The sequence below is a fragment of the Bordetella ansorpii genome (assembly GCF_900078705.1).
GTDB classification, from domain to species: domain Bacteria; phylum Pseudomonadota; class Gammaproteobacteria; order Burkholderiales; family Burkholderiaceae_B; genus Bordetella; species Bordetella ansorpii_A.
Map to the genome: position 1 here is coordinate 352,811 of NZ_FKIF01000001.1, position 12,596 is coordinate 365,406.

Annotated in this window: 11 protein-coding genes; 1 reads left to right on the top strand and 10 read right to left on the bottom strand. The window is 67.1% G+C overall.

Annotation, left to right across the window (positions count from 1 at the left end):
* Positions 1 to 8 precede the first annotated feature (8 nt).
* The 10 genes from A6745_RS01385 to A6745_RS01430 all read right to left on the bottom strand — a co-directional run bounded on the left by A6745_RS01385 (position 9) and on the right by A6745_RS01430 (position 11,151).
* A complete protein-coding gene (locus tag A6745_RS01385) occupies positions 9 to 902 on the bottom strand; it encodes a glycosyltransferase family 2 protein (RefSeq protein WP_066122721.1) in 894 nt (297 codons plus the stop codon).
* A complete protein-coding gene (locus A6745_RS01390) occupies positions 899 to 2,050 on the bottom strand; it encodes a glycosyltransferase (RefSeq protein ID WP_066122723.1) in 1,152 nt (383 codons plus the stop codon). Before A6745_RS01390 ends, A6745_RS01385 begins: the two co-directional genes overlap by 4 nt.
* A complete protein-coding gene (locus A6745_RS01395) occupies positions 2,043 to 3,365 on the bottom strand; it encodes an O-antigen ligase family protein (RefSeq protein ID WP_066122725.1) in 1,323 nt (440 codons plus the stop codon). The genes A6745_RS01390 and A6745_RS01395 overlap by 8 nt, the downstream gene beginning before the upstream one ends.
* An 11-nt stretch (positions 3,366 to 3,376) precedes the next feature.
* Complete coding sequence (locus tag A6745_RS01400) at positions 3,377 to 4,279, bottom strand: glycosyltransferase family 2 protein (RefSeq protein ID WP_066122727.1); 903 nt, start codon at positions 4,277 to 4,279, stop codon at positions 3,377 to 3,379.
* 24 nt (positions 4,280 to 4,303) lie between these two features.
* Positions 4,304 to 5,608 (bottom strand): lipopolysaccharide biosynthesis protein, encoded by a 1,305-nt coding sequence (locus A6745_RS01405; protein ID WP_231885876.1) that lies wholly within the window; start codon positions 5,606 to 5,608, stop codon positions 4,304 to 4,306.
* A 34-nt stretch (positions 5,609 to 5,642) separates the two neighbouring features.
* Positions 5,643 to 6,584, bottom strand: a complete 942-nt coding sequence (locus A6745_RS01410) for a GDP-L-fucose synthase family protein (protein WP_066122731.1) — start codon at positions 6,582 to 6,584, stop codon at positions 5,643 to 5,645.
* 4 nt (positions 6,585 to 6,588) lie between these two features.
* Positions 6,589 to 7,701 (bottom strand): GDP-mannose 4,6-dehydratase, encoded by a 1,113-nt coding sequence (gene gmd, locus A6745_RS01415; RefSeq protein WP_066122732.1) that lies wholly within the window; start codon positions 7,699 to 7,701, stop codon positions 6,589 to 6,591.
* A gap of 129 nt (positions 7,702 to 7,830) precedes the next feature.
* Complete coding sequence (locus A6745_RS01420; protein ID WP_066122734.1) at positions 7,831 to 9,255, bottom strand: mannose-1-phosphate guanylyltransferase/mannose-6-phosphate isomerase; 1,425 nt, start codon at positions 9,253 to 9,255, stop codon at positions 7,831 to 7,833.
* Complete coding sequence (locus A6745_RS01425) at positions 9,252 to 9,752, bottom strand: GDP-mannose mannosyl hydrolase (protein WP_082852836.1); 501 nt, start codon at positions 9,750 to 9,752, stop codon at positions 9,252 to 9,254. The genes A6745_RS01420 and A6745_RS01425 overlap by 4 nt, the downstream gene beginning before the upstream one ends.
* Positions 9,742 to 11,151 carry an undecaprenyl-phosphate glucose phosphotransferase gene (locus A6745_RS01430; protein WP_066122736.1) on the bottom strand — a complete coding sequence of 470 codons (1,410 nt, stop codon included), beginning with the start codon at positions 11,149 to 11,151 and terminating at the stop codon, positions 9,742 to 9,744. The genes A6745_RS01425 and A6745_RS01430 overlap by 11 nt, the downstream gene beginning before the upstream one ends.
* A gap of 236 nt (positions 11,152 to 11,387) precedes the next feature.
* Here A6745_RS01430 and A6745_RS01435 point away from each other — a divergent pair, with 236 nt between their 5' ends.
* Positions 11,388 to 12,524 carry a polysaccharide biosynthesis/export family protein gene (locus tag A6745_RS01435; protein WP_066122739.1) on the top strand — a complete coding sequence of 379 codons (1,137 nt, stop codon included), beginning with the start codon at positions 11,388 to 11,390 and terminating at the stop codon, positions 12,522 to 12,524.
* The last annotated feature ends 72 nt before the right edge of the window (positions 12,525 to 12,596 follow it).

A 12,596-nucleotide genomic window follows, 5' to 3' on the forward strand; every position in this document is an offset into this window, starting at 1 on the left:
CTGGCGGATCAGCGTGCGCCGCCGCGCGCCGGGGCGTCCGGGCAGGCGGACCGGACTGCCTGTCGTCGCAGTTCGGCGCGCAGTTCACGCGCCTTCAGCCCGATCTGCCAGTAGTACCACGCGCGGGCCAGGGCATAGTCCAGCCCGGCCTTGCCGTCCAGCATCCCCAGGCGCAGCACATAGCCATGCAGGAAGATCGCGGGCGCCTTGAAAGGCAACACGTTGAAGAGGCGCTTGAACCACTGGCGCATGCCGATATTGGCCTCGCGCGGATCGTTCATCAGGCCCCGCACGCGCAACCGGGCTTCCCAGTCGGAATAACGGTTGTGCTTGTCGAAGTAGTGATAAAGCGTGTCGTGATCGTGATGCACCATCCGATGCCTCAGCCTCAGAACCTTGCCCTCCGCCTGGGGCTGATAGTGGCCCTCGACTTCCCACATATTGGCCACGTCGAGATCGTCGTAATCCAGGAAACGCGCCCGCGCGCGATGCAGCAGCGCCAGCTTGTAGACGCGATGGCCATGCCGCAACCGCCTGCCGCAGAACACATAGTCGAATCCGACGAAGGCGCCTGCCGCCCCTTGGGCGAACCGCGGCAGCATCGCCCGGATCTCCTGCGCGAGCGCCCCGGTCATGACCTCGTCCGCGTCGACGTACAGCACCACATCGTGCGAGAAGGGCAGGTTCAGCAGGCACCATTGTTTCTTCTTCGGATACTGGCGGTTCCAGCGGAACGGCACGACCCGGGCGTCCAGCGCGACGGCCATTTCCACCGTGCGATCCGTGCTCAGCGAGTCCACGACGAACACCTCGTCGAAGTCGTCCAGGGACCGCAGGCATTTATCGATGTTCCTCTCTTCATTCCTGGTCATCACGACGACCGACACTGGTATGCGATTCATGTGCGTGCTCCTGCGCGGCCCGGTTTCCCGCGCTGCAATAGCGGTTGGATAAGGGCCGCCAGATCGTGGCAATGGCGTTCCAGGGAAAAATCGGCCGCGCGGCGCGGCCCCAGGCAAGCCAGCAGACGGCGCCGCGCCGGCTCGTCCGCCAGCGCGCGAATCGCCCGCGCCACGGCGGCGGCATCGCCCACGGGTACCAGATCGCCGAACCGGCCGTCCTGCAGGATCTCGGCCGGCCCGCACGGGCAATCGGTGGCGATCACCGGCACGCCCAGGCACATTGCCTCGACCAGCGCCATGCCGAAGCTCTCGCGCTCGGAGACCGACACGAAGATATCGGCGGCCGCCAGCACAGGAAAAGGATTCCTCGCATGGCCAGGCAGCAGCACCGCGGTGCCCGGCCGCAGGCGCTCTATCTGGCTCTCGAGGTCTGCCCGCAGGGGCCCTTCGCCGACGATGATGATGGAAATCCCCGGGTCATCCAGCAACTGCGCGGCCCGCACCAGCGTGTCGAACCCCTTGCCCTCGACCAGGCGGCCCAGCGCCACCACGTGCAGCGTGCCATCGTCCACGATGGCACGCCCGACGACGCGTGCCTGCCTGCGCACGTCGGCCAGCGCGATGCCGTTGTAGAGATGACGGCTCTTGTCCCGCAACGACGGCACCATCTCCACCAGGTCGCGCACGACGCCGCGCGACACGCCGACCACGCAGTCATGCACGCCGTAGGCACGCAGCAGCATGCGTTTGAGCCTGCCCAGGCGCGCGGAACCGTAGTGCGCGCGCGGGCTGTTGTGCTCGAAAGCCACCGAACGGAAGGCATCCGGCATCATGATGCGCGCGGCCGCCACCAGCAGGTTGCAGAACATCCCGTGCGAACAGACCAGCGCCGGGCGTTGACTGCGGAGCGCCGCCATCAGGCGCCCCAGCAGCAGCGGCGCCAGACACTGCATCGCGGCGCCGCCGACCCGGCTATCCAGGCCGCGCGTGACGGCCGCACCCGCGGGGCTGAACTCATCCTCCGCCGCGCGGGCGCAGAACAGCGCCGTGGACAGCCCGAGGGCGGGCAATGCCTCGATCTGGGCGGCCACACACCGGCCTACCCCGCCGGGACGAAGGTCGGGCGCGACGAACAGGACGTCAACCATGATCGGGCAGCCTGGGAAAGACGGGCCTGGCAGGTGCCGGCCGGGTCACTTCGGGCCGCGGCGCGACCGGCACGCGAGCCTTGACTGGCGTTGCGGTAAAAGCCAGGGGCGGACGGTACAGCCGCAGCAACGACAGGCAATAGCACAACAGGAAACCCGTGAAGGCCGTCTTGGGCGCATAGGCCAGTCCGGCAGACATGGAGTCGATCAGGATGTAGACCGGCACGCACGCGATCAGATAGCGCCGGTGCAACTCCAACGCCTCGTCCCCATGACGCCGCCCCAGCGCCGCCACCAGCATCAGCACGGCCGGCGCCATCAGCAGCAGCGTGCCCACGACGCCGAACTTCATCAGGTAGAAGACCCAGGAGTTATGCGAGAAAGTGCTCAGTTCGAAGCCATCCTCGCCCATGACCCAGCTGCGCAGGCCTGGCCCGTGCCCGAACGTCGGGCTTTCCCGGAACAGGGCCATCTGCCCTTCGTACTCCTGCACGCGGGCGCCATAACTGGAGTCCTGGTCCAGCGTCTCGACGCTCAGCACGCGGCTGGACAGCACGTCCAGGTAGCCGATCGCGTGAAAGATCAGCATGCCCGCCACGATCGCCGGGGCGAACAGCAGGGTCGCGCGCCGCATGGCGCCCACCCTGCCCCCCAGCGCAACCGCGATGACCAGGGTCAACCCCAGCTGCAGATACTGGCTGCGGTTCAACGAGAACACCAGCGCCACGACCATGTACAGGATCATCAGGTACGCGGTGCGAGGCTTCAAACCCAGCGGCTGGCGGAAGTACAGAATGGAGACGACAGCCATCGGCAACACCCAGACACCCAGATTGGCGTCGCGCACGGGCTCGATCGTGCTGAAGCCGGCCATCTGCTTGGCCACCATCAAGGTCGACACAGCCAGGCCGCTGGCCACGATCGTCCACTGCAGGCGGCGATGGGCCCTGGGACCGTCGATGTCCTTGTAGCAAAGGAACGGCGTGAGCAGGAAATACAGCACGATGCGCAGGTCGCGGGCGATGTCCGCGGCAGACGTGGCCGCCGACGACTGCGCCCGCAGCAGCAGGTAGCCGATCGCCAGGGCGTTCAGTGCCATCGGCAGCGTCACGCGCGGCGGTGGCAACGTATAGGCCGCGGGGTCCGCCAGCCTGATGCATTTGACGAACACGATCGCCAGGAATGCCAGGTCGAATCCCGCCAGCTTGAACTCGCCCACGGCCAGGACGAGCCACTCATTGCTCAGCGCCAGCGCGCAGAAGACGAAAACGCACAGCCAGGGCAAGGTGGACGGATGGCGATAACGTGCCTGCATGTGTCGGCTCCTTAGCGCGCGTGCCAGTCGTCCCGGCCGGCGAACTTGTGCAACAGCTTCTCCATCAGGTAGTCGATGTCTCCCTGCCGGGCATGCGCGGCGACCTTGGCCGCGCGGCAAGACAGGCCGAACAGGCGGCCGGTGCCTTCCCCGGCGGCGCGGATGGCGCCGACGATTTCCTCGCGCTCGCTCCGCAGCACGTCCTGCATCAGCGAAGTCTTGCTCTGCCCGTGCGCCGTGTAGACGCCCATGGCGTCGGGAACGACCACGTTGGGGCCATCGCGCAACAGGCGGCTCCACAGTTCCAGGTCCATGCAGTAGCGCATGTGCTCATTGAGCATCCCGTGGCGCAACAGGCAATCGCGGCGAAAAATGGCTACCTGGTTGGGAATCGAGGCGCGTACCACCGTCAGCTTGGCGCGGTTGAGCGGCGTGTAGAAAACCCGGCGGAAGACCTGGTTCTCGGCGTCGGCGATCAGCAGGTGGCCGTTGACGATGGAGGGCCGCAGGCGCGCGGCCGCCCGGCCCAGCTCGAGCAGCGCCCCCGGGCAATACAGGTCGTCGGAGTTCTGCCAGCCGACGTATTCTCCCGTGGCGCGCTCCAGGCCCTTGTTGATCGCGTGGGACTGGCCCCGGTCGGGCTTGCTCTCCCAGTACGCCAGATGGGCGGCGTACTTGCGGATGATGTCCACGCTGCCATCGGTCGAGCCGCCATCGATGATGATGTACTCCAGGTCGGGATAGCCCTGATTGAGCACCGACAGGATGGTGCGCTCCAGAAACTTTCCCTGGTTGTATGACGGCGTGACCACCGTGATGCGAGGCAGGTCCGAACGGGGCAAGACCGGCGGCGCCTGCAGGCGGCTGACAAAGTCCACCACCATGCGGGTGGAACGGAGATGACGATTGCGCATCAGTGTCCTCAATATATTCATGGGCTATCGCACGACGGGCTGCGGATGGGCGAAGGACGCAGCGCGCGACTGCCGCAGCGCCAGGTGAATGCCCGCCAGCGTGGTGACGGCGTAAGCGATGCGCGCCCACCCCGCCGCGCGCTCTCCCGCCGGGACGGCCAGCATCAGCAGCACGCCCGCCATGGCCACGCCCGCCAATCCATTGAGCACGGCCACTGCCTTGCTGTTGCCCATGCCGAGCAACGAGAAGTGGGCCACGGCGTTCAGGGACAGCAGGCCGGCGGCGATGATCAACAGGCGGAAGGTCGCCAGATGGTCCCCGGTATGGACCTGCCCCAGCATCAGCGCCAGTACGTGGGCACTGGCGGCCAGCGCGGCGGCGGTGCCCAGCGTGGACAGCGCCAGATTCGCCGCCATCATGCGGCGCACCAGGCGGGCGACGGCATGCTCGCTGCCAGGACGCGCGGCCAATCCGCTGACGCTGGGCATGACTTTCTGGAACACGGCGACCGATGCGGTGTGAATGATCTGGCCCACCTGTGCCCCGACCGTATAGATCGCCAGGCTGGCCGGCCCCAGCAGCGAACCGACCAGGATGCGATCGACCGACCCGAATGCCACGGCGCTCAGGCTGTTCAGCCAGGACCAGCGCGAGAACCGGAAGGCCGGGCCCAACGCCGCGCGATCCCACAGCGGACGAACCACCATGCGGTCTTCGCAACGGGCGAATGCGTGCATCTTGAGCAGGCCCGAGGCCAACAGGCCGCCAGCCTGCGTCAGCCCGGCCAGCAGCGCCGAATGCGTCAGCAACGCCACGGAACAGGTCATGCCATACGCCGACAGCCGGCCGCCGACCTCGCACAGCGCGGCCACGCGAAAGGCCTCGCGCCCTTTCAGGCAACCGGAGAACAACTGGTCCACCTGCTGGCTGAGATACACCGCAAGCGCCGGCAGCGCCAGCGCGGCCACCGGAATGCCGCCGAATCTCGCGCCGGGCCATGCCATCCGCGCAACGGCCCAGGCGGTTGTCGCCAGCACGGCGACCAGGAGCAGGGCGCCGCCCACCAGGGCCAGGCTGACTCCCGCCCCATGCATCGCGCCGCCAGGCACATGCCGGCGCTCGGACACCAGCTTGGTGCCGGTCAATGCCGCGCCCAGGTTGGCAACGTTGCCGAAACCCGCCAGCGCCATGATCATGGCGAATTGCCCGAAGCCCACGGTTCCCAACTGCCGCAGCAGGATAGGCGTGGCGGCCAGCGCCACCAGCGGGGCCAGTCCGTACTCCACCAGCCCCCACAACGAGGCGTTGCCGGCGAGGGTTCTCCGCATGAATGCGCGCATGGACGAGACTCCGCAGCGGTGGTCAGGCAAGCGGCGCGGCCTGCCGCGCGTACTCGTCAGCGACCGCCTCGATGCCCTGGCGCAGGCCGATGGTGGGACGCCAACCCAGCGCGTCCAGCCGGCCGATGTCCAGCAACTTGCGCGGCGTGCCGTCCGGCTTGCTCGGGTCATAGGTCAACTGCCCACGAAAACCGATCACCTCGGCCACCATCTCCGCCAGTTCGGCGATGGAGATGTCCCAGCCCACGCCGACGTTGTACAAGCCCTGGGCCTGGTCGGACTGCGCCAGCATGACGCAGGCGCGGGCCAGATCGTCGACGTGCAGGAATTCCCGCCGGGGCTGCCCGGAGCCCCATATCGTCACGCGGTCCAGCCCCTGCTCGCGGGCCTCGTGGAACTTGCGGATCAGCGCCGGCAATACGTGGCTGATCCGCAGGTCGTAGCTGTCGTTGGGACCGTACAGATTGGTCGGCATGACGCACAGGTAGCGCGTACCGTATTGGCTGTTGTAGGCCTCGCAGAGCTTGATACCGGCGATCTTGGCGATGGCGTACGCCTCGTTGGTCGGCTCCAGCGGCCCGGTCAGCAGGGCATCTTCACGTATGGGCTGCGGCGCCAGGCGCGGATAGATGCAGGACGAGCCCAGGAACACCAGGCGCCGCACGCCGGCGCGAAAGGCCGCGTGGATCACATTGGTCTGGATCGCCAGATTGCGGTGGATGAAGTCCGCGGGAAAGGTCTGATTGGCCAGGATGCCCCCCACCTTGGCCGCGGCCAGGTAGACCATGTCCACGCGCTGCAGATGGAAGAACCGGTCGACCTGAGCCTGGTTCTCCAGGTCCAGGGATTCCCGCGTCCGGGTGACCACGTTGCGGTAGCCCTGCCGACGCAATTCGCGCTCGATGGCCGATCCCACCATGCCGCGATGGCCGGCGACGAAGACGTGCTGGTCGAGGTGGGCCATCGCATCACTCCTTGTATGCGTAGACTTCGTAGCCGTTCTGCCCGACCAGCGCATCGCGCTGGGCCTCCTTCAGGTCGCTGGCGATCATCTCGCGCACCAATTGCTCGAAGTCGGTGCGCGGCGTCCAGCCCAGTTTCTCGCGTGCCTTGGTCGGATCGCCCAGCAATGTCTCGACCTCCGTGGGACGGAAGTAGCGGGGATCCACACGCACGATCACCTGGCCGGATTTCACGGCCTCGTAGGCCGGGCTGAGCAGCACGGTAGCCGTCTCGTTCACCCCGTCGCCCTCCCAGGCCAGCAACATGCCCAGCTCGCGCGCGGCGACGTTGATGAAGTCCCGGACGCTGTACTGCAGGCCGGTGGCGATCACGAAATCCTCAGGCTTGTCCTGCTGCAGCATCAACCACTGCATCTCGACGTAATCGCGCGCGTGGCCCCAATCGCGGCGTGCCGAGAGATTTCCCAGGTACAGGCAGCCTTCAAGGCCCAGCGCGATGCGGGCCAGGGCACGCGTGATCTTGCGCGTGACGAACGTCTCGCCGCGACGGGGCGACTCGTGATTGAACAGAATGCCGTTGCATGCGTACATGCCGTAGGCCTCCCGGTAGTTCACGCAGATCCAGTAGGCGTACAGCTTGGCGGCGGCATAGGGGCTGCGCGGATGGAACGGCGTGCTCTCGCGCTGCGGCACCTCCTGCACCAGGCCGTACAGTTCGGAAGTGGAGGCCTGATAGAAGCGCGCCCGGTCCTCCATCTTCAGGATGCGCATCGCCTCCAGCAGGCGCAAGGTGCCCAGCCCGTCCGCGTTGGCCGTGTACTCGGGCTCCTCGAAGGACACGCCCACGTGGCTCTGGGCCGCCAGGTTGTAGATCTCGTCGGGCTGTACGGCCTGCACCACACGGATGAGGCTGCAGGCATCCGTCATGTCGCCGTGGTGCAGCACGAAATTGCGCGGCGTCTCGTGGGGATCCTGATACAGATGGTCGATGCGCGCGGTATTGAAGACAGAGGCGCGGCGCTTGATGCCATGCACTTCGTAGCCCTTGCCAAGCAGGAACTCGGCCAGATAGGCGCCGTCCTGACCGGTGATGCCCGTGATCAATGCCCGTTTATGCATGGTGGTGTCCTTTAGGCGGTGTATGAATGAAGATTACCGAGGCCCTTTCGTCCGGGATATCGACCGGATGGCGTAATGCGCGCAAGCGCACTCATCCTCCGCGCGGTCCCCATGGCCGGGTGCGGCCGGCTAGGCGCGGCCGTAGATATCTTCGAGACGGACGATGTCGTCCTCGCCCAGATAGGCCCCCGACTGCACCTCGATGAGTTCGAGCGCGATCTTGCCGGGGTTCTCCAGGCTATGGGTCTCGCCCAAAGGGATGTAGGTGGACTGGTTCTCCGTCAGCAGATAGCTGCGCTCGCCGTTGCGGATCCGCGCGGTTCCCGTCACCACGACCCAATGCTCGGCGCGGTGGTGGTGCATCTGCAGCGACAGGCGCGCGCCGGGCTTCACGGTGATGCGCTTGATCTGATAGCGCGGTCCCTGACCCACGAGGTCATAGGCGCCCCAGGGACGCCGCACCTCGCGATGCTGCGCCAGCTCGGCGCGCCCCTGCGCGCGGAACGTTTCCACTGCGCGCCTGACCTCCTGCGCGCGGCTCTTGTGCACGACCAGCACGGCGTCGGCGGTCTCGATCACCATGATGTCGTCCAGGCCGATCGTCGCCACCAGACGGCTCGTGGCGTGGACCAGGCAGTTGTGCGAATCCTGGAGCAGCACGTCGCCCACGCTGGAATTTCCCTGCGGACATTTCTGTGCCATGTCCCACACGGCATCCCAGGCGCCCACGTCGCTCCACCCCGCGGTCAGCGGCACGGCCACGGCCCTGTCGGTATGTTCCATCACCGCATAATCGATCGAATCGGCGGGGCAATCCGCGAACGCCGCCGGATCGAGCCGGAACACGTCGTCATCACCCGTTCCCGCCGACACGGCGGCGCGCACGGCCAGAAGCATCTCCGGCGCCAGCCGCTCCATCTCCGCCAGCAACACCGATGCGCGAAAGGCGAACATGCCGCTGTTCCAGTAATAGCTCCCATCGCGCAGGAACTGCTCGGCGCGTTGCGCGTCGGGCTTCTCGACGAAAGCGTCGACACGGCGCCAGCGGCCCTGCCCCGCCTGCAGGCGCAAATAGCCATAACCCGTCGCGGGCGTCCTGGGCGCGATGCCGAAGGCCACCAGCGCCCCTTCGGCCGCCGCCTGCATCGCGATGGAGAATGCCTCCCGCAGCGCCGATCCTTCTTCGATGACATGGTCGGAGGGCACCACCAGAAGCACGGGGTCCCGGCCGTCATGCATCGCGCGCAGCGCGGCGGCGGCGATGGCCGGCGCGGTGTTGCGTGGACAGGGCTCCAGCAGCAGCTCGGGCTGGATGCCGGGCAGGTCCTGCAACTGCTCGGCGGCAATGAAGCGGTGCGCCTCGTTGCAGACCAGCAGGGGACGCGTGGCGCCCGCGTGCAGGGCCAGCCGCATCACCGTGTCCTGCAGCAGGCTGCGGGCACCCGTCAAGCGGATGAACTGCTTGGGCAGGAACTCGCGCGACAGCGGCCAAAGCCGCGATCCGGCGCCACCGCACAACACGACGACGCGGCAATCGGCAGAAGAGAAAGTCATTGAAGAGACTCCATGAAATAGGCCCGGGTGTAAGGATGGACATCCCTATCCGCCGCGGCTTGCGCGGGGGTGTCCCAGCGGTAGGCGGCATGCTGGGCGGCGGGCAGGAGCAGGACCTGGTGATCGACGGACAGCCGGATCTCGTAGGCCAGCACCACGTAGTGGGTCTGCCTGCCGGTCTCGCCGGCGAAATTCACGTCGTAGAAATGTTCGTAGACACCCACCAGGGCGCAGGCCGAGGGCGGCAGCGCCGTGCCCAGCTCTTCGGCCGTCAGCCGCGCCAGCGCCTGGAGCAGCGTCTCGCCCTTGCGGATGCGTCCTCCCGGCACGAACCAGCAGCCCTGCGCGGGAGGGTTGCCGCGCAGGCCCAGCAAGTAGCGCCCGCCCGCATTGCGCACCAGCAGGTCGATCGCCACCAGCGGCAGCATGTCCACCGCCTGGCGAAACCGTTCGAAGGGCAACGTCCGCCGGGCGGCGGATGACGGATCAGTAGACATCTTTGCCCGTCCAGCCAGCCACGGCAGTCCTGGCGATGATCCGCAGGTCCATCAGGAACGTCCAGTTCTGGATGTAGTACAGATCGAACTCGACCCGGTCGCGCATCTTGAGCACCGTGTCCGTCTGCCCCCTGAAGCCGTTGACCTGCGCCCAGCCGGTGATGCCGGGCTTGACGCGATGGCGCATCATGTAGCGGGCGACCAGGTCCTTGAACTGCTCGTTGTGCTCCAGCGCATGCGGCCTCGGCCCGACCACCGACATCTCGCCGCGCAGCACGTTGAAGAACTGCGGCAGCTCGTCCAGGCTCGTGCGGCGCAGGAATGCGCCCAGCGCCGTGACCCGCGCGTCATCGCGGGTGGCCTGCGTGACCCGGCCCGGCGTCTCGTGGTGCAGGGTCATGCTGCGGAACTTGTAGACCTGGAACACCTGGCCATCGACCCCCAGCCGAGCCTGGGTGAACAGCACCGGCCCGCGCGAGCCGAGCTTGATCAGCACCGCAATGGCCAGCATCAGGGGCGCCAGCCCCACCAGCGCGCACAGCGCGAACACGCGGTCGAAACCTTCCTTGGCCATGCCGCGCACGCCGGCGGCGGGCAGACTGTTCAGTTCGATCGCGGGCACCCCGAGGAACTCGTGCGCGCGATGGCCCAGCAAGTGCACCGACATCACGTCCGGGATCCAGCGCACGTCGATGGGATCATGGCGCAGCGCGTGCATGGCCAGGCTCACCAACTGGCTGGACTCGACAGGCAGCGCGATCCATACCTCGCGAACCTCGTGCTGCCGGATGAAACCGGACAGATCGTCCAGCGTTCGCAGGCGGTGCGCGCACGCCGGCGTCTGCTCCTTGGCATCGGCGTAGATGCCGACCACCTCGTAGCCCGTGCTGCGCGCCGCATGCACGCGGCGCCAGAGATCGTGGCCCAGCGCGCCGAACCCGACCATGACCACCCGTTTGCCATTCAATCCCCGGTCACGCGCGCGGCGCAGTACGCCATGGGCCGCCAGGCGCGCGCCGACCAGGCCCACGGCGGTGGCCACGAACCAGGTGCCCGCCCATAGCCGCGAGATCGCCTCCGTCTGATGGCTCAGGAAACTGGCCAGGATCCCCAGCGCGAAGACGGTCGCCCAGGCGCCCAGGCTGCGCGCGGCCAGGTCGGCCAGGCTGCGCCCGCGCCAAGACGCATACAGCCGGAAGGCGGGGAACATCGCGATGGCAATGAAGCTGCACAGGTAGACCAACAGCGCGTGGATCGGTGCGATATCGACCTGCTGCCGCTGCGCAAACCAATGCGTGGTCGTCATGCCGCAGGCCGCGATGATGGCCGCGTCGGCCAACCGATACAGCACGCCGTTGCCGGCGAACCTGCCAGACACGTTCATCGGGGGCATGTCCATGACGCGCTCCAGGGCGAGGCAACGCAGAGAGGCGGCCGACACGGCCGATCGAGGCTTCTTGCGACGTTGCCCGGCCATCATAAGAAGCGGGCGGGCATGCCGAAACGGCCAAAAGGCTTACACGAGGCACTAAGCCATCCGCCCAATGTTCGACATCCGTCGGAACCGGTGGAATGTCGTAGCCCGTTACGCAACCCATTGCCGCGGCGCGGGGCTCCTCATCCTCTGGAATGCCAATGAAGACGTTAATTCGCACGTCGTGCAGGGCCGCCACGGTGGCGGCCGCCGTATCCATGCTGGGTGCCTGCGCGTACTCGCCAGGCATGCGATACAAGGCGGAATTCCTGGTCGACCCCAACGATCCCGCATCGCGTGCCGAGGTCAAGCGGATCACGCCGACGCTGGCGCTGGCCGCAACGCTGGCGCGCTCGCGGCCCGTGGCCGACGAGGTGCGTGCCCTGGTCGGCACCGCACGGCCCTATACCATCGGACCGGGAGACATCCTTTCCATCGTGATCTGGGACCACCCCGAACTCGTCCTTCCGACGCAGACATACAGCATCGGGACGGGACCGACCGAACTCGCCTTCGGGGATACCGGCGCCGGCGTACCGGGCTACCCCGTCTCGTCGGACGGCTACGTCCAATTTCCGTATGTAGGCCTCCTGAAGGTATCCGGACTGACGGAGGGGCAGGTGCGTAGTGCTTTGGCACAAGGCCTTATCAACCATATTCCCAGTCCGCAGATCACGGTGCGCGTGCTAGGTTATCGCAGCAAGCGTGTCTACGTGGAGGGCGAGGTGAAGACTCCGGGGCCGATGCCGATCACCGACGTGCCGATGACGTTGCCCGAGGCGATCAACCGGGCCGGCGGCCTGCTGCCCACCGCCGATCGCAGCCGGGTCCAGGTCACGCGCGGCGGCCGTACCGTGCGCGTGGACCTGGGCGCCCTGAACGCCCAGAACATCGACCCGACGTCGATCCTGCTGCAAAGCGGCGACACCGTCCGGGTGCAGACACGCGCGGACAACAAGGTGTATGTGATGGGAGAAGCGACACGGCCCGGCGCGCTGACCATGCGCGACGGCTCGTTGTCGTTGGGCGACGCGCTGGGCGAGGCCGGCGGGCCCAGCCAGTTGACCAGCAATCCCGGCGATATCTATGTCGTGCGCTCCACGCCCCAGGCTCTGCCGGAGGTCTTCCACCTGGACAGCGCATCGCCGCAGGCCATGGCCGTCGCGCTGAAGTTCCCGCTCGAATCCCAGGACGTGGTGTTCATCGACGCCGGCGACCTGGTGAGATGGAACCGCTTCATTTCCCTGCTGTTCCCCAGCGCGCAGACGGTACAGACCCTGGACTCGACACGACGCTGATGGCGTATTTGCCGCGCGGTATGCGGCGCATGGCAATGCAGTCCGCGGCACGCACGCGGACCCGCATGCTTT

Bases quoted from the DNA above. Each gene is read 5' to 3' on its own strand.
- A6745_RS01385 (WP_066122721.1), bottom strand. From the start codon at position 902: ATGAATCGCATACCAGTGTCGGTCGTCGTGATGACCAGGAATGAAGAG.
- A6745_RS01390 (WP_066122723.1), bottom strand. From the start codon at position 2,050: ATGGTTGACGTCCTGTTCGTCGCGCCCGACCTTCGTCCCGGCGGGGTA.
- A6745_RS01395 (WP_066122725.1), bottom strand. From the start codon at position 3,365: ATGCAGGCACGTTATCGCCATCCGTCCACCTTGCCCTGGCTGTGCGTT.
- A6745_RS01400 (WP_066122727.1), bottom strand. From the start codon at position 4,279: ATGCGCAATCGTCATCTCCGTTCCACCCGCATGGTGGTGGACTTTGTC.
- A6745_RS01405 (WP_231885876.1), bottom strand. From the start codon at position 5,608: ATGCGGAGAACCCTCGCCGGCAACGCCTCGTTGTGGGGGCTGGTGGAG.
- A6745_RS01410 (WP_066122731.1), bottom strand. From the start codon at position 6,584: ATGGCCCACCTCGACCAGCACGTCTTCGTCGCCGGCCATCGCGGCATG.
- gmd (WP_066122732.1), bottom strand. From the start codon at position 7,701: ATGCATAAACGGGCATTGATCACGGGCATCACCGGTCAGGACGGCGCC.
- A6745_RS01420 (WP_066122734.1), bottom strand. From the start codon at position 9,255: ATGACTTTCTCTTCTGCCGATTGCCGCGTCGTCGTGTTGTGCGGTGGC.
- A6745_RS01425 (WP_082852836.1), bottom strand. From the start codon at position 9,752: ATGTCTACTGATCCGTCATCCGCCGCCCGGCGGACGTTGCCCTTCGAA.
- A6745_RS01430 (WP_066122736.1), bottom strand. From the start codon at position 11,151: ATGGACATGCCCCCGATGAACGTGTCTGGCAGGTTCGCCGGCAACGGC.
- A6745_RS01435 (WP_066122739.1), top strand. From the start codon at position 11,388: ATGAAGACGTTAATTCGCACGTCGTGCAGGGCCGCCACGGTGGCGGCC.